20 protein-coding genes are annotated in these 27,000 nt (G+C 64.4%); 11 read left to right on the forward strand and 9 right to left on the reverse strand.

Annotated features, from left to right (window positions below; translation table 11 throughout):
- Positions 1-13: 13 nt before the first annotated feature.
- The 3 genes from AC0Z35_RS11395 to AC0Z35_RS11405 all read left to right on the forward strand — a co-directional run bounded on the left by AC0Z35_RS11395 (position 14) and on the right by AC0Z35_RS11405 (position 2,050).
- Positions 14-523, forward strand: a complete 510-nt coding sequence (locus AC0Z35_RS11395) for an acyltransferase (protein WP_485131986.1) — start codon at positions 14-16, stop codon at positions 521-523.
- A gap of 181 nt (positions 524-704) precedes the next feature.
- Positions 705-1,610, forward strand: coding sequence for a hypothetical protein (locus AC0Z35_RS11400; RefSeq protein WP_485131987.1), 906 nt, complete (start codon positions 705-707; stop codon positions 1,608-1,610).
- 248 nt (positions 1,611-1,858) lie between these two features.
- Positions 1,859-2,050: a putative motility protein gene (locus AC0Z35_RS11405; RefSeq protein WP_104144959.1), complete on the forward strand. Its 192-nt coding sequence runs from the start codon at positions 1,859-1,861 to the stop codon at positions 2,048-2,050.
- 235 nt (positions 2,051-2,285) lie between these two features.
- Here AC0Z35_RS11405 and lpdA read toward each other — a convergent pair whose 3' ends face one another.
- Genes lpdA through aceE form a run of 3 tightly spaced genes read right to left on the reverse strand, consistent with a single transcriptional unit; the run spans position 2,286 to position 8,489 of the window.
- Positions 2,286-4,073 (reverse strand): dihydrolipoyl dehydrogenase, encoded by a 1,788-nt coding sequence (gene lpdA / locus AC0Z35_RS11410; RefSeq protein WP_485131988.1) that lies wholly within the window; start codon positions 4,071-4,073, stop codon positions 2,286-2,288.
- A 12-nt stretch (positions 4,074-4,085) separates the two neighbouring features.
- The gene (gene aceF, locus AC0Z35_RS11415; RefSeq protein ID WP_485131989.1) at positions 4,086-5,768 is read right to left on the reverse strand and encodes a dihydrolipoyllysine-residue acetyltransferase; all 1,683 of its coding nucleotides are present in this window, start codon (positions 5,766-5,768) and stop codon (positions 4,086-4,088) included.
- A gap of 12 nt (positions 5,769-5,780) precedes the next feature.
- Entirely contained in the window at positions 5,781-8,489 is a 2,709-nt protein-coding gene (aceE, locus tag AC0Z35_RS11420) for a pyruvate dehydrogenase (acetyl-transferring), homodimeric type (protein ID WP_046806424.1), read from the reverse strand.
- Positions 8,490-8,842: 353 nt separating this feature from the next.
- On the opposite strand from aceE, the gene AC0Z35_RS11425 reads away from it, so the two are divergent.
- From AC0Z35_RS11425 to AC0Z35_RS11440, 4 genes are all read left to right on the forward strand, one after another.
- Positions 8,843-10,597: a PAS domain-containing sensor histidine kinase gene (locus AC0Z35_RS11425; protein ID WP_006219004.1), complete on the forward strand. Its 1,755-nt coding sequence runs from the start codon at positions 8,843-8,845 to the stop codon at positions 10,595-10,597.
- Positions 10,594-11,220, forward strand: a complete 627-nt coding sequence (locus AC0Z35_RS11430; RefSeq protein WP_006219003.1) for a response regulator transcription factor — start codon at positions 10,594-10,596, stop codon at positions 11,218-11,220. The genes AC0Z35_RS11425 and AC0Z35_RS11430 overlap by 4 nt, the downstream gene beginning before the upstream one ends.
- Positions 11,217-12,068 carry a bifunctional methylenetetrahydrofolate dehydrogenase/methenyltetrahydrofolate cyclohydrolase FolD gene (gene folD, locus AC0Z35_RS11435; protein ID WP_120154968.1) on the forward strand — a complete coding sequence of 284 codons (852 nt, stop codon included), beginning with the start codon at positions 11,217-11,219 and terminating at the stop codon, positions 12,066-12,068. Before AC0Z35_RS11430 ends, folD begins: the two co-directional genes overlap by 4 nt.
- 199 nt (positions 12,069-12,267) lie before the next feature.
- Positions 12,268-14,334, forward strand: a complete 2,067-nt coding sequence (locus AC0Z35_RS11440) for a M3 family metallopeptidase (protein ID WP_485131990.1) — start codon at positions 12,268-12,270, stop codon at positions 14,332-14,334.
- Positions 14,335-14,521: 187 nt separating this feature from the next.
- On the opposite strand, the gene AC0Z35_RS11445 is transcribed toward AC0Z35_RS11440, so the two are convergent.
- Positions 14,522-15,280 carry a class I SAM-dependent methyltransferase gene (locus AC0Z35_RS11445; RefSeq protein WP_485132136.1) on the reverse strand — a complete coding sequence of 253 codons (759 nt, stop codon included), beginning with the start codon at positions 15,278-15,280 and terminating at the stop codon, positions 14,522-14,524.
- A 303-nt stretch (positions 15,281-15,583) separates the two neighbouring features.
- On the opposite strand from AC0Z35_RS11445, the gene AC0Z35_RS11450 reads away from it, so the two are divergent.
- Together AC0Z35_RS11450 and AC0Z35_RS11455 are read left to right on the forward strand one after the other, a co-directional pair.
- Positions 15,584-16,198, forward strand: a complete 615-nt coding sequence (locus AC0Z35_RS11450) for an SCO family protein (protein WP_046806421.1) — start codon at positions 15,584-15,586, stop codon at positions 16,196-16,198.
- 137 nt (positions 16,199-16,335) lie between these two features.
- The gene (locus AC0Z35_RS11455; RefSeq protein WP_046806420.1) at positions 16,336-16,587 is read left to right on the forward strand and encodes a GlsB/YeaQ/YmgE family stress response membrane protein; all 252 of its coding nucleotides are present in this window, start codon (positions 16,336-16,338) and stop codon (positions 16,585-16,587) included.
- A gap of 79 nt (positions 16,588-16,666) precedes the next feature.
- On the opposite strand, the gene adeC is transcribed toward AC0Z35_RS11455, so the two are convergent.
- The 3 genes from adeC to AC0Z35_RS11470 are packed head-to-tail and all read right to left on the reverse strand — an operon-like array spanning position 16,667 to position 22,535.
- On the reverse strand, positions 16,667-18,166 hold the full coding sequence (gene adeC, locus AC0Z35_RS11460) for an AdeC/AdeK/OprM family multidrug efflux complex outer membrane factor (RefSeq protein ID WP_046806419.1): 1,500 nt from the start codon (positions 18,164-18,166) through the stop codon (positions 16,667-16,669).
- On the reverse strand, positions 18,166-21,345 hold the full coding sequence (locus AC0Z35_RS11465) for an efflux RND transporter permease subunit (RefSeq protein WP_219992235.1): 3,180 nt from the start codon (positions 21,343-21,345) through the stop codon (positions 18,166-18,168). Before AC0Z35_RS11465 ends, adeC begins: the two co-directional genes overlap by 1 nt.
- A gap of 14 nt (positions 21,346-21,359) precedes the next feature.
- Positions 21,360-22,535 (reverse strand): efflux RND transporter periplasmic adaptor subunit, encoded by a 1,176-nt coding sequence (locus AC0Z35_RS11470; RefSeq protein WP_104144953.1) that lies wholly within the window; start codon positions 22,533-22,535, stop codon positions 21,360-21,362.
- Positions 22,536-22,806: 271 nt separating this feature from the next.
- Here AC0Z35_RS11470 and AC0Z35_RS11475 point away from each other — a divergent pair, with 271 nt between their 5' ends.
- Positions 22,807-23,712, forward strand: coding sequence for a LysR family transcriptional regulator (locus tag AC0Z35_RS11475; protein ID WP_046806416.1), 906 nt, complete (start codon positions 22,807-22,809; stop codon positions 23,710-23,712).
- 110 nt (positions 23,713-23,822) lie between these two features.
- On the opposite strand, the gene AC0Z35_RS11480 is transcribed toward AC0Z35_RS11475, so the two are convergent.
- Positions 23,823-24,554 (reverse strand): pseudouridine synthase, encoded by a 732-nt coding sequence (locus AC0Z35_RS11480; RefSeq protein WP_046806415.1) that lies wholly within the window; start codon positions 24,552-24,554, stop codon positions 23,823-23,825.
- A 56-nt stretch (positions 24,555-24,610) separates the two neighbouring features.
- On the opposite strand from AC0Z35_RS11480, the gene AC0Z35_RS11485 reads away from it, so the two are divergent.
- A complete protein-coding gene (locus AC0Z35_RS11485; RefSeq protein ID WP_046806414.1) occupies positions 24,611-25,231 on the forward strand; it encodes a chorismate--pyruvate lyase family protein in 621 nt (206 codons plus the stop codon).
- A 34-nt stretch (positions 25,232-25,265) separates the two neighbouring features.
- Here the strand turns inward: AC0Z35_RS11485 and AC0Z35_RS11490 are convergent, their stop codons facing one another.
- Entirely contained in the window at positions 25,266-26,999 is a 1,734-nt protein-coding gene (locus AC0Z35_RS11490; RefSeq protein ID WP_485131991.1) for a SulP family inorganic anion transporter, read from the reverse strand.
- Position 27,000 lies beyond the last annotated feature (1 nt).

Genomic DNA, 27,000 nt, shown 5'->3' on the forward strand with positions numbered 1-27,000 from the left:
TCAGGCCAGCATTGTGATACTGATCGATCCCACCGCGCGCGTTTCTCCACTGGCCGACATCGAGGATTCAACGCGCGGCACCCGCATCGTTGTCGGGGCGCGCGCCGTGGTGGACGCGTTCGTCAAGATCAAACCGGCCGGCGGCTCGGGCGACGTCGAGATCGGGCCGGAATGCGTCATCAATTCCGGGTGCGTCCTGTACACCGGCAATGGCATCCGTATGGGCGCGCGCGTGGCTGTGGCGGCGAACTGCACGTTCGCCCCGGCCAACCACGAATTCCGGCGCCGTGACATACCCATCCGCGAGCAGGGTTTCCGCCCCAGCAAGGGCGGCATCGTGATTGAGGACGACGTGTGGATCGGCGCCAACTGCGTCCTGCTGGACGGCGCCGTGCTACGCGAGGGTTGTGTCATTGCCGCGGGCACCATCGTGCGCGGCGAGGTCGCTGCATTTTCGATCCAGGGTGGCAATCCGATGAAAATGCTGGGCTGGCGTGAGGACACTGACGCCACTGACGCTTAAGTCGCCGGGGTTCCCCCAGCTGCAATCCGTCGGCACTAAGACTTGCGCGCCCCCCTTGGGCCTGACCCGGGCCGAACCTGAGCCAAGACACCCTTTTCCCGTTCTATTCCTCTTTTGAGGCGGTCTTCGCTTACTTCATAATTGCCACCGCACCGCCTTTGTATCTATATTTTGCAGCCCCATGACCGCCACGCCTCCCGATCCCTTCGCTACGCAGCATGACAGCACCACGGATCCCGATGCCACGGCGCCCGTGGATGCGCAGACGCGGCGTCTGCGGGAAGAGAATCGCGCGTTGCGGGAATTGCTGGCGGCCCAGGTGCAGGCCGCGATGCCGCAGCCTCAGCCTAGTTGCCTGCGGCGTATCGGCTGGGCATTGATCTCGGCGCCGGGCGCTGCGCTGGTGGGTTGGCGCGCCCTGTTGGGGCGGGATGAAGGCCAGCCGATGACGGGTCGGCGTGTGGGTTCCGCCACGTTGACCGTGCTGTACACGCTGGCAATCTATGGCGCCTTGGTGCTGCTGGTGGTGTCGTGGAATGCGCCTAACAACGGGATCACGGGCGCCAGGTCGGCCAGCCCGGTACGCGTGCCGTTGGCGCCGCTGCCGGCACTGCCCACGGAAGAAGCGCCCAGCGAATGGGAGACGACGAAGCCCGAGGCGGGCGTGTCCGTTGATGCGCCACAGACGGCTGCGCCAGCGCAATCAGCGCCGGCGGCAAGCGCCCCCGTGCCCTCCGCTACCAGCCCTGATGCCGCGTCCGATGCTGACGCTTCTGCGGCCTCTGGTGCTGACGCTTCTGCGGCCTCTGGTGCCCCAGCTGCTGCCGGCACTTCTGATGCTGCTGGCGCTGCTAACGCCGCCGCTCCCGCAACTGCCGCCCCTAGCGCTCCGCGATCAATGCTGCGCATCACCGAAATTCCTGCCCGGAACCCGATGGCGTGGGTGGACGCACTGGACCGAGAACTGGCGCGTTGCGCCGAGCTTGGGTTTTTTGAACGTCCGGAATGCGCGTGGGCGGCTCGCAAGCAATACTGCGAACCGAACCATGGCTGGGGCGCGGTGAAGGAATGTCCGGCGCAGCCTTAAGGCCGCACACCGTACCGCAGCGATGTTGTCTTGCCCGATGCAGCGTCCAGCACCGTCCCTGTCACATCCCAGCCACGTAAAACACCCACAATCTTTTGCACAAGAACCGCAAACCTGCGCAATAATGCGACATGTTTGAAGTAGGTTAGCTAATCGAGCCAAGCCGATCGACCCAAGCGATCGACCCAAGCTTGTCGACCCAGCCGTATCGCCTGCCGCAAGCACTCTTCCACAAGGACACAAAGACCATGGATTCCATCAGCAGCACCGTCAACGCCGCACTGGCTTTGCAAGACGTGAACCTATCGCAGGAAATCCAGGCCCGCGTGCTGAAGAAGGCGCTGAACGCGCAAGCCGATACCGCGCTGACGCTGATGCAGTCGGTGGCCCCGATGGCCGTTGACGCCACGCTGGGTTCGCGCATCAATACGCACGCCTGATATCACACGTCGGATATCGCAAGCCTGATATCGCAAGCCTGATATGTCCCGGCTGATATCCCACCCCTGATATCCACCCCTGCCCCGGACGCCGGACGCCACGCGGCGGCATCCCAAAAAAAAGCGCTGGTCCTTTTACAAGGCCAGCGCTTTTTGCATTGCGGCGTCATCGCGTGCGACGACGTATGCGGCGGCGTGTGCGACGACAACCGTCGCAACACGCTACCCCCACACACTACTTCTTCTTCATCGGCGGCAAGTCCGTGCAGACGCCTTCCGCCACTTCCGCCGCCATGCCCACCGACTCACCCAGCGTCGGGTGCGGGTGGATGGTCTTGGCGATGTCGACGACGTCGGCGCCCATTTCCACGGCCAGGGCCAGTTCGCTGATCAGGTCGCCAGCGTGGGTGCCCACGATGCTGCCGCCCAGGATGCGATGCGTTTCCGCGTCGAAAATCAGCTTGGTGAAGCCTTCGTCGCGGCCGTTGGCGATGGCGCGGCCGGAGGCGGCCCACGGGAACACGCCCTTCTCGATCTTGATGCCTTGCTTCTTGGCTTCGTCTTCGGTCAGGCCCACCCATGCCACTTCCGGATCGGTGTAGGCCACCGACGGGATGACCCGGGCGTCAAAGAACGACTTCTGGCCGGCGGCGGCTTCCGCTGCCACGTGGCCTTCGTGCACGGCCTTGTGCGCCAGCATCGGCTGGCCGACGATGTCGCCAATGGCGTAGATGTGCGGCACGTTGGTGCGCATCTGGCGATCGACCTCGATGAAACCGCGGTCGGTCACGGCAATGCCGGCCTTGTCGGCGCCGATCTTCTTGCCGTTGGGGCTGCGGCCCACGGCTTGCAGAACCAGGTCGTAGCGTTGCGGTTCCTTGGGCGCGCCCTCGCCTTCGAACGTGACGTAGATGCCGTCTTTCTTGGCTTCGGCGCCCACGGTCTTCGTCTTCAACATGATGTTGTCGAAGCGATAGGCGTTCTTCTTCTGCCAGACCTTGACCAGATCGCGGTCAGCGCCTTGCATCAGGCCGTCCAGCATTTCCACGACGTCCAGGCGTGCGCCCAGCGTGGAGTACACCGTGCCCATTTCCAGGCCGATGATGCCGCCGCCCACGATCAGCATCTTCTTGGGTACTTCACGCAGCAGCAGCGCGCCGGTGGAGTCGACGACGCGGTCGTCCTTGGGCATGAAGGGCAGCTTCACCGACTGGCTGCCGGCCGCGATAATGGCTTGCTTGAAGCGCAGCGTCTGGCTCTTGCCGTCGGCCGACGTCACGGTCAGGTGGTTGGCATCGGCGAATTCGCCCACGCCCGTCACCACGGTGACCTTGCGGGCCTTGGCCATGCCGGCGAGACCGCCGGTCAGCTTGGCGACCACGCTGTCCTTGTAGCCGCGCAGCTTGTCCAGATCGATCTTGGGCTCGCCGAAGCTGATGCCGTGGGCAGCCAGCTCGCGGGCTTCGTCGATGACGGCGGCGTTGTGCAACAGCGCCTTGGACGGGATGCAGCCCACGTTCAGGCAGACGCCGCCCAGCGTGGCGTAGCGTTCGACCAGGACCACGGACAGGCCGAGGTCGGCCGCGCGGAAGGCGGCGGAATAGCCGCCGGGGCCCGCGCCCAGCACCAGCATGTCGTATTCACCGTCGGCTGAACCCTTGAAGATGGCTGCCGTCGGCGCAGGCGTCGCGGACTTCGAGGCAGGCGCCGCAGCAGCCGCAGCTTGCTTGGGTGCCTCAGCGGCCTTGGGTGCTTCCTTGGCGGCCGGCGCAGCGGCGGCGTCCGCCGCCTCCACTTCCAGCACGACCGCGCCTTCGGCGACCTTGTCGCCGACCTTGACCGCGATGGACTTCACCACGCCGCCTTGCGACGCGGGAATTTCCATCGACGCCTTGTCCGACTCAACGGTGATCAGGCTTTGTTCGGCCTTGATCGTGTCGCCCACGGCGACCAGCACTTCGATGACTTCCACTTCCTTGAAGTCGCCGATGTCCGGCACTTTGATTTGAACGGTATTGCTCATAGGGCTCCCCGTTTACAGCGCGATGCGGCGGAAGTCGGCCAGCAAGGCGCCCAGATAGGCGTTGAAGCGGGCAGCGGAGGCGCCGTCGATGACGCGGTGGTCGTACGACAGCGACAGCGGCACCATCAGGCGCGGCACGAACTGCTTGCCGTCCCAGACGGGCTTGTGCGCGGAACGCGACACACCCAGGATGGCCACTTCGGGCGCGTTGATGATCGGCGTGAACGACGTGCCGCCGATACCGCCCAAGGACGAAATCGAGAAGCAGCCGCCCTGCATTTCAGCGGGCGAGATCTTGCCGTCGCGCGCCTTCTTGGACAGGTCCGTCATTTCTTGCGCAATCTGCAAGATGCCCTTCTTGTCGGCGTCGCGAATCACCGGCACCACCAGCCCGTTGGGCGTGTCGGCGGCGAAACCGATGTGGTAGTACTGCTTCAACACCAGGTTGTCGCCATCCAGCGACGCGTTGAACTCGGGGAATTTCTTCAAGGCGGCAACCACGGCCTTGATCAGGAAGGCCAGCATCGTGACCTTGACGCCCGACTTCTCGTTTTCCTTGTTCAGCGTGACGCGCAGCGCTTCCAGGTCGGTGATGTCCGCTTCGTCGTTGTTGGTGACGTGCGGGATCATGACCCAGTTGCGGTGCAGGTTCGCGCCGGAAATCTTCTTGATGCGCGACAGCGGCTTGGCTTCGATCGGGCCAAACTTGGTGAAGTCGACCTTGGGCCACGGCAACAGGCCTAGCGCGGCGCCATCGGCCGAACCGCCAGCTGCGGCAGCCGGTGCAGCGGCCAGCGCCTGCTTGACGAAACCGCGCACGTCGTCGGCGGTGATGCGTTCCTTGGGACCCGAACCCTTGACCTTGCTGAGGTTCACGCCCAGTTCGCGCGCGAACTTGCGCACGGACGGCGACGCGTGGGGCAGTTGGCCGGGCTTCAGGTTGGGGTCTTCCAGCGCGGCGGCGGGTGCCGGACGCGACGCAGGGGCGGCGGCGGGTGCGTCAGCCTTGGATTCTGCTTTCGCTTCGGTCTTAGCTTCGGCCTTGGCTTCCGGCTTGGCGTCGGACGTGGCAGCAGGCGCGGCGCCGGCGTCGCCTTCAACGACGACCACCACCGAACCCTTGGCCACCTTGTCGCCCACCTTGACCTTCACTTCCTTGACCACGCCGCCTTGCGACGCCGGGATCTCCATCGAGGCCTTGTCGGACTCGACGGTGATCAGGCTTTGCTCGGCCTTGATGGTGTCGCCCACGGCGACCATCACTTCGATGACTTCCACTTCCTTGAAGTCGCCGATGTCCGGCACTTCGATATTGACCGGGCCGCTGCTGGCGGCCGGCGCCGCGGCTTGCGCCTTGGCAGCAGGCGCGGCAGCGGCGGCCTGCTTCGGTGCTTCCTTGGCAGCGGCCTTGGGGGCTTCTTCCTTGGCGGCCGGGGCGGCGCCCGAGCCTTCGGCTTCGGCTTCCACTTCCAGCACGACCGCGCCTTCGGCAACCTTGTCGCCCACCTTCACAGAGATGGACTTCACCACGCCGCCTTGCGACGCGGGAATTTCCATCGACGCCTTGTCGGACTCGACGGTGATCAGGCTTTGTTCGGCCTTGATCGTGTCGCCCACCGCCACCAACACCTCAATGACTTCCACTTCCTTGAAGTCGCCGATATCGGGAACCTTGATTTGCACGATGTTGCTCATGTCTCTTTACCCTCAGGCGTATTGCGGGTTGGCTTTGTTCGGATTGATGCCGTACTTCTTGATGGCTTCCGCCACCTTGGCCATCGGAACCTTGCCTTCGTCTGCCAGTGCGCGCAGCGCGGCGACCACGACAAAGTGGCGATCCACTTCGAAGTGCTCACGCAGCTTGGCGCGGAAGTCCGAGCGGCCGAAACCGTCGGTGCCCAGCACCTTGTATTCGCGGCCCTTGGGCACGAACGGACGGATCTGGTCGGCAAAGAGCTTCATGTAGTCGGTCGACGCGATGATCGGGCCTTCCGTCTTGGCCAGCTGTTCCGTGACGTAAGCCACTTGCGGCTTTTTCTCGTCAGGGTGCAGCATGTTGTGGCGCTCGGCGTCCAGGCCGTTGCGGCGCAGTTCGGTGAAGCTGGTGACGCTCCACAGATCCGATGCCACGCCCCAGTCGGCGTCCAGCAGTTCTTGCGCGGCCATGACTTCGCGCAGGATCGTGCCCGAGCCCATCAGCTGCACGCGGTTCTTGCCCTTGCCGTGCGTCTTCAGCTTGTACATGCCCTTGATGATGCCTTCCTCGTCGCCCTGGGTCAGACCGGGCTGCGGGTAGTTTTCGTTCATCACCGTCAGGTAGTAATAGACGTTTTCCTGGTCTTCCACCATGCGCTTCAAGCCATGCTGGATGATCACGGCCAGCTCATGGCCGAACGTCGGGTCGTACGACACGCAGTTCGGGATGGTGGACGCCAGGATGTGGCTGTGGCCGTCTTCGTGCTGCAAGCCTTCGCCGTTCAGCGTCGTGCGGCCGGCAGTGCCGCCCAACAGGAAGCCGCGCGCCTGCATGTCGCCCGCCGCCCAGGCCAGATCGCCAATGCGCTGGAACCCGAACATCGAGTAGTAGATGAAGAACGGAATCATGATGCGGTTGTTCGAGGAATACGACGTGGCCGCCGCGATCCACGAGCTCATTGCACCCGCTTCGTTGATGCCTTCCTGCAGCAGCTGGCCGTCGGCCGACTCCTTGTAGTACATGACCTGGTCCTTATCGACCGGGATGTACTTCTGGCCTTCCGGGGCATAGATGCCGATCTGGCGGAACAGGCCTTCCATACCGAAGGTACGCGATTCGTCGGCCAGGATCGGCACCACGCGCGGACCCAGTTCCTTGTCGCGCAGCACCTGGTTCAGGATGCGAACGAAGGCTTGCGTGGTGGAAATTTCACGGCCTTCGGCAGTGGGTTCCAGCACGGCCTTGAAGGCGTCCAGCGCGGGGGCCTTGAGCTGCTCGTCGGCCTTGGCGCGGCGGCGCGGCAGATAGCCGCCCAGCGCGGCGCGGCGCTCGTGCAGGTACTTCATTTCGGGCGAATCTTCGGCCGGCTTGAAGTACGGCAGGTCTTCCAGCTTGTCGTCCGGAATCGGGATGCCGAAGCGATCGCGGAATTCGCGGATGGATTCCAGTTCCAGCTTCTTTTGCTGGTGGGTCGGGTTCTTGGCCTGACCCACGTGGCCCATGCCGTAGCCCTTGATGGTCTTGGCCAGGATGACGGTGGGTTGCCCGGTGTGGCTGGTGGCGGCGTCGAACGCGGCGTACACCTTGTGGGGGTCGTGGCCGCCACGGTTCAGGCGCCAGATGTCTTCGTCGCTCATGCGCGAGACGGCTTCCAGCAGCTTGGGGTGCTTGCCAAAGAAATGTTCACGGACGAACTTGCCGTCGTTGGCCTTGTACGCCTGGTACTCGCCGTCCACGGTTTCTTCCATGATCTGGCGCAGGATGCCTTCCTTGTCGTGCGCAAGCAGCGGATCCCAGTAACCGCCCCAGATCAGCTTGATGACGTTCCAGCCCGAACCGCGGAAGTCGCCTTCCAGTTCCTGGATGATCTTGCCGTTGCCGCGCACCGGGCCGTCCAGGCGTTGCAGGTTGCAGTTCACCACGAAGATCAGGTTGTCGAGCTTTTCGCGCGCGGCCAGGGCGATGGCGCCCAGCGATTCCGGTTCGTCCATTTCGCCGTCGCCGCAGAATACCCAGACCTTGCGGTTGCTGGTGTCGGCAATGCCGCGGGCGTGCAGGTACTTCAGGAAGCGGGCTTGATAGATGGCCATCAGCGGGCCCAGGCCCATCGACACCGTCGGGAATTGCCAGAAATCCGGCATCAGCTTCGGGTGCGGGTAGGACGACAGGCCCTTGCCGTCCACTTCCTGGCGGAAGTGGTTCAGCTGTTCTTCGGTCAGGCGGCCTTCAAGGTAGGCGCGGCCGTACATGCCGGGCGACGTGTGGCCCTGGAAGTAGACCAGGTCACCGCCGTGGTTTTCGTCTTCGGCGTGCCAGAAGTGGTTCTGGCCGCAGCCGATCATGGTGGCCAGCGAGGCAAACGATGCGATGTGGCCGCCCAGGTCGCCGCCGTCCGGCGGGTTGTGCTTGTTGGCCTTGACGACCATGGCCATGGCGTTCCAGCGCACATACGAGCGGATACGCGTTTCCAGTTCCAGATTGCCCGGATGCGCGGGCTCCAGGCCCGGCGGAATCGTGTTGACGTAAGCGGTATTCGGCGAGAACGGGATGTGGGCACCCGAACGACGCGCTTCGTCGATCAGGCGTTCCAGCAGGTAGTGCGCGCGCTGCGGCCCTTCGCGATCAAGGACTGCCGCCAGGGCTTCGAGCCACTCCTGGGTTTCAAGGGTGTCTTCGTCGTTGGCAGCCTGCGGGGCGCCAGCCTGGGCGAAAGAGGACATCGTGTGTCTCCTGTTGGGGTTCGTCGTGACCACACCCGCTTGATGGTTCAACTCGCGGACTCTGCATGGTAGCCGGGATCATCCGGGCTACCATGTCAGGCATGGGTCGGGGTGTTTTTCTAGAGACCTGCTTTGGGTCGGTTCCCTATCAGCCGGCATTCTAAGAAAGAAGATTAACCGGTCGCAAGGAAAATTTCATGTTGCGGTACGGCATTTCATAATGCGAAATGTTGACCATCCGCTGAACGGCCTCTGACGCGTCTTTTTATGGCCTAGGCCAAAAGCAGGGCTTGATTCCCGGCAATTCCCGCCCAACACGCACTAAAATGCGCGGTCTATCTGGCCCGAATTCCATGTCCAGCGCGCCCAAGTCCAATATTCCTACGCCGTTCCACGATCACGCCCGCACTCGCCGCCGCGGCGTGTATTGGGTCACGCCTGCCATGGTGCTGATCCTGTACATCTGTGTGATGGGGGTGTTCTTCTGGCTGCAACGCATTCATGACGATAGCGTCATGTTTGTGACGATCGACCAGGAAATGCGCCAGCAGCGCCTGATATGGGTGGTGCTGGCATTGTCCTGCGTGATCGTCATCAGCCTGCTGATGCTGTGGCGCTATACCCGCTTTCGATCCACCGCCGAAGCCGCGCTCATCGCCGAGACCGGCTTTCGCCGCGCCATGGAAAATTCCATGTCCACCGGCATGCGCGTGCTGGATATGGAAGGCCGCATCGCCTACGTGAACCCCGCGTTCTGCCGCATGATCGGCTGGAACGAAGCCGACCTGATCGGCCGCAGCCCGCCCTTTCCTTATTGGGTGCCCGGCCGCCATGAACAACACCAGCACACGCTGGACGTGCTGATGTCGGGCAAGACGCCCAGCAGCGGCCTGGAAGTGGAAGCGCAACGCCGCGACGGCTCGCGCTTCACCGCGCGCATGTATGTGTCGCCGCTGCTGGACCCGAACGGCAACCAGATCGGCTGGATGACGTCGATGACCGACATCACCGAACCCAAGCGCATCCGCGAAGCCCTGACGGCCGCGCACGAACGCTTCATGACCGTGCTGGAAGGCCTGGACGACGCCATCTCGGTCACGGCGGACACCCACGACGGCCTGGAACTGCTGTTTGCCAACCGCACCTATCGCCGCGTATTCGGCGCGCAGACGGGCGGCCACGACGAACTGCTGGCCGGCCGCCGTGGCCGCTTCACCGATGAATCCGTGGAAGTGTTCGCGCCGTCGGTGCAGCGCTGGTTTGAAGTGCACCACCGCATGCTGGCCTGGACGGACGGCCGCCGCGTGCGCATGCAGGTGGCGCGCGACATCACCGAGCGCCGTGGCCACGAAGAAGCGTCCCGCGTGCAGCAGGAAAAGATCCAGCTGACCAGCCGCCTGACGACGATGGGCGAAATGGCCTCGTCGCTGGCGCACGAACTGAACCAGCCGCTGACCGCCATCGCCAACTACAGCATGGGCGCGGTGGCCTTGGTCAAGGCCGGCCACACCAGCCCCAACATGCTGCTGCCCGCGCTGGAAAAGGCCGCGTCGCAGGCCGAACGCGCGGGCAAGATCATCAGCCGCATCCGCGAATTCGTGAAGCGCAGCGAGCCGCGCCGCCAACGCGTGGCCATTGGGCGCATTGTCGACAACGCCATCGGCTTTGCCGAAATCGACGCCCGCAAGCGCCGCATCCGCATCGACAGCTTCGTGCCGTCGAATGCGCCCGACGTGCTGGCCGACCCGATCCTGATCGAACAGGTGCTGTTGAACCTGCTCAAGAACGGGCTGGAAGCCATGGAAAACAGCGAATCGGACGAATTGAAAGTCGCCGTGATCCTGCACGAGCAACATATAGAAGTGGCCGTGGTGGACCGCGGCCATGGCCTGGCCGAGCCCGAACGCCTGTTCGAACCGTTCTTCAGCACCAAAACCCAGGGCCTGGGCATGGGGCTGAACATCTGCCGTACCATTATTGAATCGCACCATGGCCGCCTGTGGGCGGACCCCAACCCCGCTGGCGGTACTATTTTCCGCTTTACCCTGCCCTGCGCTGCTTCCCAGCCGCAGGCCCAGAATGATCAGTCCGAGGAGTTGCACGCATGAACACGCCCCACCTGTCGAGCACGGTATTCATAGTTGACGACGACGAAGCGGTCCGCGATTCGCTGCGCTGGCTGTTGGAAGCCAATGGCTATCGCGTTCGCGCCTATGCCAGCGGCGAATCCTTCCTGGAAGACTACGACGCCAGCCAGATCGGCGTGCTGATCGCCGACGTGCGCATGCCCGGCATGAGCGGCCTGGAACTCCAGGAGCAGCTTATCGCCCGCAACGCGCCGCTACCCATCGTCTTCATCACCGGCCACGGCGACGTGCCCATGGCCGTTTCCACGATGAAGAAAGGCGCCGTCGACTTCCTGGAAAAGCCCTTCAACGAATCGGACCTGCGCGAGATCGTTGCGCGCATGCTTGAGCAAGCCACGCAGCGCGTGTCCAAGCACCAGGCCCAAAAGGACCACGAAGCCATGCTGGCACGCCTGACCGCGCGCGAGCAGCAGGTGCTGGAGCGCATCGTCGCCGGCCGCTTGAACAAGCAGATTGCCGACGACCTGGGCATCAGCATCAAGACCGTCGAGGCGCACCGCGCCAACATTATGGAAAAACTGGAAGTGACTACCGTTGCTGATTTGATGAAAGTGGCATTGGCCAAACCCGAGGCGCATGCATGACCGCCAGGATTATTGACGGCGCGGCCCTGTCGCTGCGCATTCGTGAGGAAGTCGCCCAGCGCGTCGCCACCCTGGCGGCCAAGGGCACGCGCCCCGGCTTGGCGGTGGTGCTGGTGGGCGCGGACCCCGCGTCCCAGGTTTACGTGCGCAACAAGGTTGCCGCCTGCGAAAAAGCCGGCCTGCATTCCGTCAAGGAACAGTACCCGGCCGAGATGACCGAGGCCGAACTGCTGGCCCGCATCGCCGTGTTGAACCAGGACCCCACCATCCACGGCATCCTGGTGCAGTTGCCGCTGCCCAAGCACATGGATGCCCACAAGGTCATCGAAGCCATTTCGGCCGAGAAGGACGTGGACGGCTTTCACATCAGCAACGCCGGCCTGCTCATGACCGGCCAGCCGCTGTTCCGCCCCTGCACGCCCTACGGCGTGATGAAGATGCTGGAATCGGAAGGCGTGACGCTGCGCGGCGCGGAAGCCGTGATCGTCGGCGCCAGCAACATCGTCGGCAAGCCGATGGCCATGTTGCTGCTTGCCGCCGGCGCCACCATCACCATCTGCAATTCCAAGACGCGCGACCTGGCGGCCCAGACCCGCCGCGCCGACGTCCTGGTGGTGGCCACCGGCAAGCCCGGCATGATCGACGGTTCGATGATCAAGCCCGGCGCCGTGGTCATCGACGTGGGCATCAACCGTGGCGAAGACGGCAAGCTGTGCGGCGACGTGGACTTCGCGTCCGCCAAGGAAGTTGCCGGCGCCATCACGCCCGTGCCGGGTGGCGTGGGCCCCATGACCATCGCCATGCTGCTGGTCAACACGGTCGAAGCCGCCGAACGCGCGGCGGGCTGACACGTTCCAGACCCATCACAAGGGCAATGCGCAGGCCGCCAACGGCTGCGCGTTGCCCTTGCCGCATGTGGGCTTGACTGCCCTTGCTTTCGGGCGGATCGTCCCTATCTGATCCTTATGTCTTTGCGGCCCCGCGTGCCTTCGTTGGGCACCGTGCTGGGTCCGCCCCGCCTTTTCACATCCCGATCCCGGTAACACCATGACCCAGAACCCCTTGCTTGCCCCCGTTTCCGATCTGGTCGACTACGCGGCCGTCAAGCCCGAGCACATCGTGCCGGCCGTGGAAGAACTGCTGGGCATCGCCCGCAAGGCCGTGGACCACGCCGCCGATGCCGCGCTGGCGCCCACCTGGGAAGCCGTGGTGGAACCGCTGGACACCGCCTCTGAACGCCTGTGGCGCGCCTGGTCGGTGGCCGGCCACTTGAACGCTGTCGTCAACACGCCCGAACTGCGCGAAGCCTATAACGCCGCGCTGCCGCTGATCACCGAATTTTCAACCTGGGTCGGGCTGCACGAAGGCCTGTACCAGCAATACCAGCGTCTGGCCGCCGCGCCCGACTTTGCATCGTGGTCGCCCGTGCGCCGCCGCATCGTCGACATGGCGCTGCGCGACTTCCGCTTGAGCGGCGTGGAATTGCAAGGCGCCGACCGCGAACGCTACGCGCAGATCTCCGACCGCGAAGCGCAGGCGTCGCAGAAGTTTTCCGAGAACGTGCTGGACGCCATCGACGCCTGGTCGCTGCTGGTGGACGATGAATCGCGCCTGGCCGGCATCCCGGCCGATGTGCTGTCCGCCGCCCGCGCCGCCGCCGAAGAAGACGGCAAGACGGGCTGGAAGCTGACCCTGAAAATGCCGTGCTACCTGCCCGTGATGCAGTACGCGCAAGACCGCACGCTGCGCGAAGCGCTGTATCGCGGCTACGGCACCGTGGCATCCGAACAAGGCGATGCCAAGTTCGACAATTCCCCCCTGATCGAAGAGCTGCTGTCGCTGCGCGCCGAAGAATCCGGCCTGCTGGGCCTGGGCACCTACGCCTCGCTGCGCTTGCAGACCCGCATGGCGCGCGACGCCGGCGAAGTCACCGTCTTTTTGCGTGACCTGGCCGCCCGCGCCAAGCCGTTTGCGCAACGCGACCTGGCTGAACTTAAGGCCTACGCCACGGGCGAACTGGGCCTGGACGAGCTGCAACCCTGGGACGTGGCCTTTGCTTCGGAACGCCTGCGCGAATCGCGCTATGCGTATTCCGAAGACCAAGTGAAGCAGTACTTCACCGAACCGCGTGTGCTGGCCGGCCTGTTCGACGTCATCGAAAAACTGTTCGACGTGCGCCTGACCGAAACGCCCGTCTCCACCTGGCACAGCGACGCGCGCGGTGTGCGCGTCGAGCGCGCGGATGGCGGCTTGATCGGCTATCTGTACCTGGACCTGTACGCCCGCTCGGGCAAGCAAAGCGGCGCCTGGGTCGACAGCGAACGCGCCCGCCGCGTCGTCGCCGGCCACGTGCAAACGCCCGTGGTCTACCTGACCTGCAACTTCTCGCGCCCCAACGGCGACCGCGCCGCCGTGCTTACGCACGACGACGTCATCACGCTGTTCCACGAAACCGGCCATGCGCTGCACGCGCTGCTGTCCGAGGTGGACGAACCCGGCGCGGCGGCCTTCGCCAGCGTTGAATGGGATGCCATCGAACTGCCGTCGCAGTTCATGGAGAACTTCTGCTGGGAATGGGCCGTGGTGCAAAAGCTGTCGGCGCACGTGGACACCGGTGAGCCGCTGCCGCGCGCGCTTTACGACCGCCTGGTCGCCGCGCGCAATTTCCAAAGCGGCATGCAGGCGGTGCGCCAGATCGAATTTGCTTTGTTCGACATGTTGATGCACGACCGCCCCAACGGCGCCACCATTACGGAAGTGCTGGCGCTGTTGCAGGAAGTGCGCCAGGAAGTGGCCGTGCTGTTCCCGCCGTCGTGGCATCGTCTGCCGCACGCGTTTTCGCACCTGTTCGCCGGCGGCTACGGCGCGGGCTACTACAGCTACAAGTGGGCGGAAGTGCTGTCGGCCGACGCGTACGAGGCCTTCGAGGAAGCCGCGGCCAAGCAGCCGGGCAACCCCTTGGGCACGCTGGACCCGGAAACCGGCGCGCGCTTCCGGCGCGAAGTGCTGGCCGTGGGCGGCTCGCGCCCGGCGGCCGAATCGTTCGCCGCGTTCCGCGGCCGCGCGCCTCGCATCGACGCCCTGCTGCGCCACAGTGGAATGAGCGGCAGCTGATCGCCCTGCCCCGCGCAGAAAAGCCCGCAGCGGTTGCAATCCGCTGCGGGCTTTTTTTCGCCTGCGCCTGCGCCTGCGCCTAGGGCTACGGCTACGGCTACGGCTACGGCTAGGGCTACGGCTTCGGCTTCGACTTCGACTTCGACTTCGACTTCGACTTCGACTTCGCTTCGCCTTTCCCCGTCACCTACGCCTGCGTCTGCGCAAGCACCGGCTCGTCCGGACGACGCGCCGACACCACCAGCCAGCGTCCATACACCGACTGATCCGACCCGGCCTGCTTCCAGAATCGACGCACGTCTTCGTTCTCGGCCCCCTTCACCCGGCCTCGGTAATACAGGCGCGACGGCACGGCCAGCAAACGCTCGATCATGCGCTTGGGCTTGGGCTCGTTGACCTCATGCAGCGTAATGTCCGTGTAGCCGTAATGCGTCAGCAGCAGGTGCAGTTGCGGAAAGCTGAACGGAAAATACGCGATGTAATCCACGCCGCGCTGCTTGCCCACCATGGGGCGAAAGCCGGAATGAAACCCGCGCATCAGAAATTGCCACCGGGACCGCAGATACCACGTATTCGGGGTGGTGACGATCAAGGTACCGCCCGGCCGCAGCGCCTGGTACAGGCTCTGCGCCAGCACGCCCGGGTTGGTCATCAGGTGGATCGCCTCGCAGCACACCACCGCGTCGTAGGCGGTGTCCACCTTCAGGGGCGTGTCCAGATCGTGCTCGGTGACTGACTGATAGCCGGCGTCGGCGGGCGGAAATTCCCACAGGCCTACGCCGTCCACGGCAATTTGCCGGCTGCCCTGGGCCGAGAGCATATCGCCCAGCCAGCCTGTTCCGCAGGGCGCGTCCAGCACGCGGCCGGCGTTGCGGTTATGCAGGATGTCGATTACTGCGGGGTAATACGGGAACAACGGATAACGAATTGCCGTGCCGGATGCCATATCCACGTTCAGGACCTTCCTGTAGCTGCGTTACTGACGAGGCTCTGAATATAGACCGCGCGCATCGTCGATGGAATGACTTTGCGACATCTCAAACACACTCCCCACAAAGCTTCACAAATCGGCCCGGGGCCCCAGGCCGAAGCGGATGTTTGCGCCAGGACAAGAACCGGGCGCGCCCAACGCCCCGTGCCCCTGGCCGGCCGCCGGCCCGCCGCATCCATGCAGGTAGAATCAAAGGGTTTGACCGGCTTGATCCGGGACGGATTGCTCCTACAACTCTTTCGGCCTTTCCTGAGACTCATGCGACACCTCATTACCGGCCGCGCCTGGCGTGGTCTGCTGTTGGCCCTTTGCGTGTTTCTTGCCGCCTGCGGCGATCGGAACGTGGACTGGACGCTGTACAACGTCAAGGGGCATCTGCCCGACCTGAAATTCTCGCTGCCCGGCGCGGGCGGCAAGACCATCAGCAGCGACGACCTGAAGGGCAAGACGGTCATGCTGTTCTTCGGCTACGCCAGTTGCCCGGACATCTGCCCCACCACCATGGCGCAGTTGACGGCCGTGCTGCAAAACCTGGGCGACAAGGCCAAGAACGTGCGCATCGTGTTCGTCAGCGTCGACCCGCACCGCGACACGCCCGACATCCTGCAAGCCTACGTCAACGCCTTCAACAACAACGCCATCGGCGTGACGGGGGACGAAAAACAGATCGCCGACCTGGCTCGGCGCTACCGCGTGGCCTACCAGATTGAAAAGCCGCGCCCGGGCGACGACGCCGACATGTACGAGGTCACGCACAGCCGTGGCGTGTACATTTTCGACAAGGACGGCCACGCGCGGCTGCTGGCGTCTGACACCGACAGCGTCTCGGCGCTGACCAAGGACGTCGCCCAACTGATCGACATTACCTCCTGATCCGGACACCATCCAGGCCCGATTGCCCGACTTGTTGCATGGCCGCGCCACATACCAGTTGTTACAGCCGCCCCCCAAAAAGCGTGAGTATCATCAGTGCACATCGCCCCCTTTTTATTAAAGCAAGGAGTATGCGCATGAGCATTATCATCATGATCATCGTCGGGTTCATCGTGGGCTTGATCGCCCGCGCCATCATGCCCGGAGACCAGAACATGGGGATCATCATGACCACCATCCTGGGTATCGTCGGCGCCGTGGTTGCCGGTTTCCTGGGTCAGACGATGGGTTGGTACGCAGAGGGCGAACCGGCTGGCTGGATCGCCTCGGTTGTGGGCGCCATCATCGTGCTGTTCGTGGTTGGCCTTGTCGCCCGCAAGCGCACCTGACGCCCTGCCAGGCAAGCATCAATAAAAAACGGGCCGATCTTTCGATCGGCCCGTTTTGTTTTTGGCGAGTCCGTTGCGGTTACGAACCCGAGCCTGCGCTCGCGCCCGCGCCCGACCCCTGCGCGGTCGTAGCCGTGACCGTGCGCTCGGTCCAACCGCCGCCCAGCACCTTGTACAAGGTAACCAAGTTGGACAGCCGGGCCAGCCGCGTATCCACCAGCGCTTGCTGCGATGTGTACAGCGAACGCTGCGAATCCAGCACGCTCAGGTAGTCGTCGATGCCCTGGCGGAAACGCTGGTCCGACACGTCGTAGGCGCGCTGGTTGGCGTCCACCAGCAAGCGCTGCGCCTGGATCTGGTCGTCCAGCGTGCCGCGCCCGGCCAGGGCGTCGGCCACTTCACGAAAGCCCGTCTGAATGGACCTTTCGTACTGCGCCACCTGGATGTTCTTCTGCACCTTGGCCAAATCCAGATTCGCTTGCAGCGAACCGCCGGCGAAGATCGGCACGGTGATCTGCGGCACGAAGCTCCACGCGCCCGACCCGCCTTCGAACAAGCCGCCCAGGCTGGCGCTGGCGGTGCCCGCCTGGCCGGTCAGGCTGATGGTGGGAAAGAACGCCGCGCGCGCCGCGCCGATGTTGGCGTTGGCGCCCTTGAGCTGATGTTCGGCCGCGCGGATGTCCGGGCGGCGCGCCAACAGATCCGACGGCAAGCCGGCCGGCAAGGTCGTGGGCAACATGCCGTCATCCAGCTTTACGGCCTGGTCCAGCGCCGCCACCATTTCCGGCGACATCGGCTGGCCCACCAGCAGCGTCAACGCATTGCGGTCCTGCGCGGCCTGACGCGTGTATTGCGACAGGTTGCGCTGGGCCGTGCGCAGCGACACTTCCGCCTGGCTCAGGTCCAGCGCCGTGGACAGCCCCTGGTCGTAGCTTTGCTGCGTGAGCTTGAACGAATCTTCCTGGCTCTTTAGCGTGTCACGCGTCAGGCCCAGCAATTCCTGGTCGGCGCGCAAGGTCAGATAGGCATTGGCCACTTCGGCAATCAGCGTCAGCTGCGTGGCCGTACGCGTTTCGTCCAGCGCCAGATAGGACTCCAGCGCCTTGTCGCTCAGGCTGCGGATGCGGCCGAACAGGTCCAGTTCCCAGGCCGACAGTGCGGCGCCCACCTGGTAGTTGTGGCTGGTGGTGGCGCTGCCGCTGGGCGACAGGTCGGCCGGCGTGCGCTGCGCGGTTTCCTTGCCGGCCACGCCCACGCTGGGCAGCAGGTCGGCACGCTGGATACGGTACTGCGCACGCGCCGCTTCCACGTTCAACGCGGCCACGCGCAGGTCGCGGTTGTTGGCCAGCGACAGTTCGATCAGCTGTTGCAGCAGCGGGTCGCTGAAGAAGTCGCGCCAGCCGACGTCGGCGGTGGACATGCCCTGCGCCAGCTGCGAGCCATCGGCCTTGTAGGCATCGCCCGTGGGATAGTTGGCGCTGACGGGCGCGTCGGGCCGTTCGTAGGTCGGGGCCAGCGAGCAGCCCGCCAGGGCCGCCGCCAGGGAAACAGACAACAAGGTTCTCATCTGAAGTTTCATTACGGTTGTCCTTCGGCGGACACTTCCTGCGAGCCGTTGGCGCTGGTGTCGTGCTTGTCTTGGTTTTCGCTCATGCGCTTGACCTTGAACACGCGCAGCATGATGACGAAGAAAGCCGGAACAAAGAAGATGGCCAGGAACGTGCCGGTCAGCATGCCGCCGATCACGCCCGTGCCGATGGCGTTCTGGCTGCCCGAACCGGCGCCCGACGAAATCGCCAGCGGCGTCACGCCCAAGATGAACGCCAGCGACGTCATCAGGATGGGGCGCAAGCGTTGGCGGGCGGCGTGGATGGCCGACTCCGTCAGGCTTGCGCCTGCCTCGAAGTGTTCCTTGGCAAATTCCACGATCAGAATCGCGTTCTTGGCCGCCAGCCCCACCGTGGTCAACAGCCCCACCTGGAAGTACACGTCGTTGGACAGCCCGCGTGCCAGCGTCGCCAGCAGCACGCCGATAATGCCCAGCGGCACCACCAGCATCACCGCCGTCGGGATGGACCAGCTTTCATACAACGCGGCCAGGCACAGGAACACCACGATCAACGAAATGGCGTACAGCGCCGGGGCCTGCGAACCGGACAGGCGTTCTTCGAACGACAGTCCCGTCCATTCAAAGCCCACGCCCACCGGCAGCTTGGCCGCCAGCTTTTCCATTTCTTCCATGGCCGCGCCCGAGCTATAACCCGGCGCCGCCTGGCCCTGGATGTTGTAGGACGGCACGCCGTTATAGCGGTTCAGCTTTTGCGGGCCGAAGCTCCACGTGGCTTTCGAGAACGCCGAGAACGGCACCATGTCGCCCGCATTGTTGCGTACGTACCATTTGTTCAGGTCTTCCGGCAGCATGCGCGAGGATGCCTCGCCCTGCGCGAACACCTTCTTCACGCGGCCCCGGTCGATGAAGTCGTTGACGTACGAAGACCCCCACGCCGTGGCCAGCGTGCTGTTGATGTCCGACACGGCCACGCCCAGCGCACGCGCTTTTTCCCGGTCGATATCCAGTTGGTACTGCGGTGCGTCTTCGATGCCGTTGGGACGCACGCCCACCAGCACCGGGCTCTTGGCGGCTTCGCCCAGCAGCTGGTTGCGCGCGGCAAGCAGCTTTTCGTGGCCCACGCCGGCGCGGTCCATCAGCTGGAAGTCAAAGCCGGTGACGTTGCCCAATTCCATCACGGACGGCGGCGGCACCACGAACAGTTGCGCGCGGCGCTCGGTCTTGCCGAAGTGCGCGTTGGCGCGTGCCGCCACGGCGCCGGCCTTAAGCCTGGCGTCGCCGCGTTCTTCCCAGTCGCGCAGCTTGATGAACAGGATGGACGCGTTCTGACCACGGCCGCCGAAGTTAAAGCCGTTGACGGCGAACACCGATGTCACGGCGTCCTTTTCCTCGGTCAGCAGGTACTTGGTCGCGTCGTCGATAACGGCCTTGGTGGCTTCGGCGGTGGCGCCGGCGGGCGTCTGGATCTGGGCAAACAAGATGCCCTGGTCCTCGGCCGGCAGGAAGGCCGTGGGAATACGCGTGAACAGCCAACCCATGGCAATGACCAACGCCAGGTACACGATCATCAGGCGCTTGGTGCGGTTCAGCCCGCGCGCAACCGTATTGGCATAGCCGTTGCTGCTGCGCTCGAACGAGCGGTTGAACCAGCCGAAGAAACCCTTCTTCGTACCGTGATGGCCCTTGGGGATCGGCTTGAGCAAGGTGGCGCACAAGGCTGGCGTGAACACGATGGCAACCAGCACCGACAACACCATCGAGGACACGATCGTGATCGAGAACTGGCGGTAGATCACGCCGGTGGAGCCGCCGAAGAACGCCATCGGGATGAACACGGCGGCCAGCACCATGGCAATACCGATCAGCGCGCCCGTGATCTGGCCCATGGATTTGCGTGTGGCCTGCTTGGGCGTCAAGCCCTCTTCGGCCATCACCCGCTCCACGTTTTCGACCACCACGATCGCATCGTCCACCAACAGGCCAATGGCCAGCACCATGCCGAACATCGTCAAGGTGTTGATGGAATAACCGAACGCGGCCAGCACGCCGAACGTACCCAGCAACACCACCGGCACGGCCAGCGTGGGGATGATGGTGGCGCGGAAGTTCTGCAAGAACAGGTACATCACCAGGAAGACCAGGATGATGGCTTCGACCAGCGTCTTGAACACTTCATGAATCGACAGGCTGACGAACGGCGTCGTGTCGTACGGATAGACGACGTCCATGCCCGGCGGGAAGTACGGCTTCAGGTTGTTGATGGTGTCGCGCACCGCCTGCGCCGTGTCCAGCGCGTTGGCGCCCGGGGCCAGCTTGATCGCCAGGCCCGAGGCGGGCTTGCCGTTGTAGAAGCTGTCGATGGCGTAGGTCTGCCCACCCAGTTCAATGCGCGAGACATCGCCCAGACGCACTTGCGAGCCATCGGCATTGACCTTGAGCAGGATGCGGCCGAAGTCTTCCGGCTTCTCCAGGCGCGACGGCCCGATGATGGTGGCGTTCAATTGCTGCCCGCGCACGGACGGCAAGCCGCCCAGCTGGCCGGACGACACCTGCACGTTCTGTTCCTTGATCGCCGTCACCACGTCCACCGTGGTCAGCCCGTAGTTCACGAGCTTGGCCGGGTCCAGCCAGATCCGCATCGCGTACTGCGAGCCGAACAGCTGGAAGTCACCCACGCCTTGCGTGCGGCTGATGGGGTCCTGCACGTACGAGGCCACGTAGTCGGCCAGGTCGTCCTTGGTCATCGTGCCGTCGGTGGACACGAAGCCCGCCACGATCAGGAAGTTCTTCGTGGCCTTGGTGACGCGGATACCCTGCTGCTGCACTTCCTGCGGCAACAAAGGCTGCGCCAGCGCCAGCTTGTTCTGCACCTGCACCTGCGCCGTGTCCGGGTTGGTGCCCTGCTTGAACGTCAGCGTGATGGACATGCTGCCGTCGGAATTGCTTTCCGACGAGATGTACTGCAAGCCGTCCAGCCCGTTCATCTGCTGTTCGATGACCTGCACCACGGTGTCCTGCACGGTTTGCGCGGACGCACCCGGGTAGGTCACCGCGATGCCGATCGCGGGCGGGGCGATGTTGGGGTACTGCGAGACCGGCAATTGCAGGATGGACAGCGCACCGGCCATCATCAGCACAATCGCGATCACCCACGCGAATACCGGCCTATCGATAAAAAACTTTGCCATGCAAGGCTCCCTGATTACTGCTTGGCCGGGGCGGCATTGGCCGCCTGCGGCTGCTGTGCGTTGGCGCCAGCCTCGGTAGCGACGACTTCGACGCCCGGACGCACCATTTGCAAGCCTTCCACGATCACCTTGTCGCCGGCGGCCAGGCCGTCGGTAACCAGCCACTTGTCCCCAATGGCGCGGTCGGTCGTCAGTTGGCGCAGCTCGACCTGGTTCTTGTCATTGACGACAAGCGCCGTCGGCAGGCCACGCTGGTTGCGCGTCACGCCGCGTTGCGGCACCAGCAGCCCGTCGGCGGCCACGCCGTCAGCCAGCCGCGCGCGCACGAACATGCCGGGCAACAGGCGCCGGTCGGGGTTCGGGAACACCGCGCGCAACGTGATGGAACCCGTACCCTGGTCCACCGTGACTTCCGAGAATTGCAGCTTGCCGGTCTGCTTGTATTGCGAGCCGTCTTCCAGGGTCAGCGACACCAGCGCGGCTTGTTCGCCATCGGCCTTCTTCAGCTGGCCGCTGGCCAGCGCGTCCTGCAAGCGCAGCAGCTGCACGCTGGACTGCGTCACGTCGACGTAGATCGGGTCAATCTGCTGCACCGAGGCCAGGGCGGCGGTCTGGTTGGCCGTGACCAGCGCGCCTTCGGTCACCGCGGAACGGCCGATGATGCCGTCGATGGGCGACAGCACCTTGGTGTAGACGAGGTTGATGCGCGCCGTATCCAGCGCGGCCTTGGCCGACAGCACATCGGCCGCCGCCTGGTCACGCGACGCCACGGCGTTGTCGTAGGTCTGTTGGCTGACGGCGCGCGTGGCCACCAGCGGCTTGTAGCGTTCGGCCAGCAAGGCGGCCGTCTTCTGCTGCGCCTGGGCGCGGGCCAGCGCAGCCTTCTGGCTGTCGAGGCTGGCTTGGTACAGCGCCGGGTCGATCTGATAGAGCTGCTGGCCGGCCTTGACCTCGCCGCCTTCGGTGAACAGGCGCTTTTGCACGATGCCGTTCACCTGGGGCCGCACTTCGGCCACGCGGAACGCGGACGTGCGGCCCGGCAGTTCGGTGGTCAGGGAAACGGGTTGCGTGGTCAGGGTCACCACGGTCACTTGCGGTTTGCCCGCTTGCGGTGCGTCTTGTTTCTTGCCGCAAGCGGCCAGGGTGAGAGCCGATGCCGTCAGCGTGAGCACTGCCGCGCTGCGCCACATAGCGCTTTTCTTATTCATAGATATTCCCGATTTCCGACAAAAAAGGAGCCCGCCTCCGCCCACGATAAGGGGGAGGTCTTGTGCATCGAATGGGTGGATTGGCATTGAAAACGCAAGAGGGCTTTATTGCATTGCTGCATTGCAGAACCCGCATTCTGAGTTATCCCGCCCCAGAAACAAAGGGGCGGATAAAGAAAACATCATTCCATTTATGGGACAATTTCCCACACCAAGTCTGTGAAAGAATCTCGACATGAAACGCTTACAAGGCATGGAACTCTTCGTCGAAGTGGCCAAGACACGTAGTTTTAGCCGCGCTGCAGCAACGCTGGGCGTGCCGAAATCGACCTTGTCTCGCCAGGTGGCCGAATTGGAAAAATCGGTGGGCCTGCGCTTGTTGAGCCGCACCACCCGCAAGGTAGAGCTGACCGATGCCGGGCGGCTGTACTTCGAACGCTGCCAGCGCATCGTGGCCGAGGCGCAGATCGCCCATGAAGAACTGCAAAAGCTGGTCGACACGCCGGCCGGGCCGCTGCGGGTCAACATGCCCGCGGATTTCGGCACCGACTTCCTGGCTGAATCGTTCATGGAGTTCTCCCGCCGCTATCCCGACGTCACGTTTTTCCTGGACCTGGCAAACCCGGACCACGCCTCGCGCGTGTTCCAGACCTGCGATATCTCAATCGAAATCGGCGACCTGCCCGACTCGACGCAAATCGCCCGGCTGCTGGGCATGCTGCCCGCCCACCTGTATGCCTCGCACGACTACCTGGAAAAGCACGGAGAACCCAAACATCCCAGTGACTTGACTCGCCATGAGTGCATTGAGTTCCGCGCGGAAGGCGCGGGCCGCGTCACGCGATGGCCGCTCAGCAATGGCGATCAGCACATTGAGTTCACGCCGGGCAACCGGTTTTCGGTCAACGGCGTCGCCATGGCGCGGCGGCTGGCCATGCTGGGCGCGGGCATCGCGGTCCTGGTGGGCGGCCAGACGGCTGAACAGCAATCAGGGCAGTTGCGGCGCGTATTGCCAGACTGGCAACTGGGCCCCTTCCCCGTCTATGCCGTGACCGAGACGCGGCTGCTGCCGGCCAAGACCCGGATCTTCATCGAATTCCTGATGGAGCGCCTGGGCAGCAACGGGCAAGCGAAGGATACGCCCGCCTTCATGAAATAACGGCAGGTTCGAAACAGACTGAAAAATCTGCTGACGCCCGAATTCACTTGTCGGCCAGAAAGAACAGCCCGGGCGGGCCCAGGCTGACTAGATGCTGAACGATAGTGGGATTAAAAGCCCTCGTCGTCGCGCAGATACCGCCACTGCCCCAGCGGCAGGTCGCCCAGCGACACGCGGCCGATGCGCACGCGCTTCAGGCCCACGACTTTCAGCCCGACCAGTTCGCACATGCGGCGGATCTGGCGTTTCTTGCCTTCGCGCAGCACGAAGCGCAGCTGGTCGTGGTTTTGCCAGCGCACATGGGCGGGCTTCAGCGCCTTGCCGTCCAGCGACAGGCCGTGATTCAGCAGTTCCAGGCCACGGTCGGGCAAATCGCCCTGCACCCGCACCAGGTATTCCTTGTCCACGCTGGAGTCTTCGCCGATCAGGTGCTTGGCGATGCGACCGTCTTGCGTCAGCACCAGCAAGCCTTGCGAATCGATGTCCAACCGCCCCGCCACCGCCAGGCCGTCCAGGTGCGCGCGTTCAAAGCGCTGCGGATGGCGGTCGCCGGCAAAACGCGAGCGCGAGTCGATCAACGCCACGGCGGGCGTATAGCCTTTTTCGGCCTGGCCGGACACATATCCCACCGGCTTGTTGATCAGGATGGTCACGCGCGAGGTCTGGCGCGCCTGCGCGGCGCGCTCTAGCGTGATGACCTGATCCGGAAACGCCTTGGCGCCCAGTTCGGACACCACTTCGCCGTCCACGCGGACCCAGCCGCGTTCGATATAGCTGTCGGCCTCGCGGCGCGAGCAAAGTCCGCGCTCGGACATGAGCTTGGAGATTCGTACTTTTTCCATGGCCGGTATTGTATGCGTTGGCGAGCCGCCCTTCGGGCTTGGCATAATACGCAGCCATGATGAAACCCGCCGCCCATCTCCCCCCGCTTGCTCCCGGCTGGCTGGCCGTCGCGCCACCCGTCCTGCCCCCCGCCATGCGCCACTGGCTGTTTCGCCCCGGCGCCCTGACCGCCGGCCTGCGCCAGGTAGGCCAGGTGCGCCTGCGCGTGCTGGCCGAATACGCCGACGGCGCGCCGCCCGACGAAGCCCGCGCCATGGGCATCGCGCCCGGCTCGCCGGTCTGGATCCGCGAAGTGCTGATGTCGGTGAACGGCGTGGACAGCGTGCCCGCCCGCAGCCTGACGCCGCTACGCGCGTCGCATGGCGCGTGGCAAGGCATGCGCCGCCTGCTGACCCGGCCGCTGGCCGACATGCTGTATCACGACAGCACCGTCATCCGTTCCCGCTTTGCCTGCCGCCGCCTGGCCTCGCCCGTGCCGTTCTACGCCACGGCGCGCGACGTGCTGCCCACCGACGGCCACTCGCAAGACGCCCACCGCGTGTGGGCAAGACGGTCCGTCTTCTGGCGCCAGGGCCAGCCGCTGCTGGTGGCCGAGTGCTTCCTGCCCGGCTTCTGGGATGTGATAGCCGGCCAGCCCACGCCCCCGCTGGTGCCGCATCAGCGCACGGCGCGATAACAGTAGCCGCCAGGCACGCCGGAACCGCCTGGCGCTATTGCTCGCAACCGTCGGCGCCGGTTTTGCCCAGATAAAGCTCCACGGCGCTTTCCACCGTTGGATGGAAATGATCGTCGCCAAAAATTTCCGCCAGTTCGAAGCGCTTGAGCTTGTCCCGTACCGGATCCTTCATCTCGGCAAAATGCAGTGCCGCGCCTTCCTTGGACAGATGTTGGGCAAGTTCGCGCAACATGTCCGCCGCGGTCACGTCAACGCTGGTGACGGGTTCGGCCGCCACCACGACCCGGCGCACCGGCGTGGGCGAGGCATCGACGGCTTCCAACAGCCGTTGCTGAAACAGCTCGGCATTGGCGAAGAATAGCGGCGCGTCCCAGCGAAACAGCACCAGGCCGTCGATCAGTGCGGCATCTGGATAGCGCTTCAAGTCGTGATAGCCGCGCAAGTTGGGCACACGCCCCAACACCGCGAAATGCGGCCGCCAGCCGTCCCACAGAAACTCGATGATGGCGATGACGACCGCCAGGCCGATGCCGGGTATCGCCCCAAACGCCGCCACGCCGGCAAAGCACAACATCGACAGCCAGAACTCCCATTGCTGGATGCGGTAGATACGGCGCAGGTCCTTGATTTCGAACAGGCCGATGGCCGCGGCGATCACCACGGCGGCCAACGCGCTGTTGGGCAGGTAGCGCAGCAGGTCAGGCGCCAACAACAGCAAAAGCGCCACGGCCGCCGCCCCGACCACGCCCGTCAGCTGCGTGCGCGCACCCGCCGCTTCAGCCACGGGCGTGCGTGATGCGCTGCTGCTGATCGGAAACCCCTGGAAGAATCCCGCCGCCAGGTTGGCCACGCCCAAGCCCACCATTTCCTGATTTGGATCGACATGGGAGTGCGTGCGTGCGGCGTAGGTTCGCGACAGCACGCTTGTATCCGCGAAGGAAATCATCGCCACCGCGCCGCCCCCGACGATGATGGTGAGCCAGTCCGCGTTGTCCAGCCATGGCCAGGTGAATGTCGGCAAGCCCTGCGGGATCTCGCCCAGCACTTTCACGCCGTGAACATCCAGCCGAAAAATGCTGACCGCCAATGTCGCCAGGACAACGGCGACCAAGATGCCGGGCACGCGCTTAAAACGCTTAAGCAGCAAGATCGTCACCAAACTGGCCGCCCCTACCGCGAAGGCATAGCTGTTGGTTTTGCCATCGGCCACTGCCCGCCCCAATTGCCACAGCTCGCGCAAGGGGCCGCCGCCGTCGATCGGAATGGCGAACAATTTCGGCAGCTGGCTGACAAGCACGGTGAGCGCAATGCCGTTCATGTAGCCATAGCGTATGGGCTTGGACAACAGTTCGGTGATGAACCCCAGGCGCAACAAGCCCAGAACGATGCAGACCAGCCCGGCAATGACGGCCATCAGGCTGGCCGCGGCCACCGCGCGCACGGGGTCGCCCCCGGACACGCTCAGCACCACCGCAAGAATGGGCGCGGCCAGCGCCGAATCCGGCCCCAGCACCAGGATGCGGCTTGGCCCAAAAATGGCATAGGCCAGCAGCGGCACGATGGTGGCGTAAAGCCCGTAGATGCCCGGCACGCCCGACGCCTCGGCATAGGCGATGCCCACCGGTACCAGCATCGCGGCCAATACCAGGCCCGCCGCCAGGTCGTTGGGTAGCCAAGCCGCTTGATATGACCGTAGTACAGACAGCCCGGGCATCCAGCGCGTAACCGCCGAGTCGACGGGGGCAGGCGTGGGCGAGGATGCGGGCATG

This window comes from Achromobacter sp. 1L-A-4-B-C2, from assembly GCF_057291955.1.

Coding starts and splice junctions, on each gene's coding strand:
- AC0Z35_RS11440 (WP_485131990.1), top strand. CDS start 12,268: ATGACCCAGAACCCCTTGCTTGCCCCCGTTTCCGATCTGGTCGACTAC.
- AC0Z35_RS11430 (WP_006219003.1), top strand. CDS start 10,594: ATGAACACGCCCCACCTGTCGAGCACGGTATTCATAGTTGACGACGAC.
- AC0Z35_RS11425 (WP_006219004.1), top strand. CDS start 8,843: ATGTCCAGCGCGCCCAAGTCCAATATTCCTACGCCGTTCCACGATCAC.
- AC0Z35_RS11490 (WP_485131991.1), bottom strand. CDS start 26,999: ATGCCCGCATCCTCGCCCACGCCTGCCCCCGTCGACTCGGCGGTTACG.
- AC0Z35_RS11475 (WP_046806416.1), top strand. CDS start 22,807: ATGGAACTCTTCGTCGAAGTGGCCAAGACACGTAGTTTTAGCCGCGCT.
- adeC (WP_046806419.1), bottom strand. CDS start 18,166: ATGAAACTTCAGATGAGAACCTTGTTGTCTGTTTCCCTGGCGGCGGCC.
- aceE (WP_046806424.1), bottom strand. CDS start 8,489: ATGTCCTCTTTCGCCCAGGCTGGCGCCCCGCAGGCTGCCAACGACGAA.
- AC0Z35_RS11445 (WP_485132136.1), bottom strand. CDS start 15,280: ATGGCATCCGGCACGGCAATTCGTTATCCGTTGTTCCCGTATTACCCC.
- AC0Z35_RS11450 (WP_046806421.1), top strand. CDS start 15,584: ATGCGACACCTCATTACCGGCCGCGCCTGGCGTGGTCTGCTGTTGGCC.
- AC0Z35_RS11485 (WP_046806414.1), top strand. CDS start 24,611: ATGATGAAACCCGCCGCCCATCTCCCCCCGCTTGCTCCCGGCTGGCTG.
- aceF (WP_485131989.1), bottom strand. CDS start 5,768: ATGAGCAACATCGTGCAAATCAAGGTTCCCGATATCGGCGACTTCAAG.
- AC0Z35_RS11470 (WP_104144953.1), bottom strand. CDS start 22,535: ATGTGGCGCAGCGCGGCAGTGCTCACGCTGACGGCATCGGCTCTCACC.
- AC0Z35_RS11465 (WP_219992235.1), bottom strand. CDS start 21,345: ATGGCAAAGTTTTTTATCGATAGGCCGGTATTCGCGTGGGTGATCGCG.
- AC0Z35_RS11480 (WP_046806415.1), bottom strand. CDS start 24,554: ATGGAAAAAGTACGAATCTCCAAGCTCATGTCCGAGCGCGGACTTTGC.
- folD (WP_120154968.1), top strand. CDS start 11,217: ATGACCGCCAGGATTATTGACGGCGCGGCCCTGTCGCTGCGCATTCGT.
- AC0Z35_RS11400 (WP_485131987.1), top strand. CDS start 705: ATGACCGCCACGCCTCCCGATCCCTTCGCTACGCAGCATGACAGCACC.
- lpdA (WP_485131988.1), bottom strand. CDS start 4,073: ATGAGCAATACCGTTCAAATCAAAGTGCCGGACATCGGCGACTTCAAG.
- AC0Z35_RS11455 (WP_046806420.1), top strand. CDS start 16,336: ATGAGCATTATCATCATGATCATCGTCGGGTTCATCGTGGGCTTGATC.
- AC0Z35_RS11405 (WP_104144959.1), top strand. CDS start 1,859: ATGGATTCCATCAGCAGCACCGTCAACGCCGCACTGGCTTTGCAAGAC.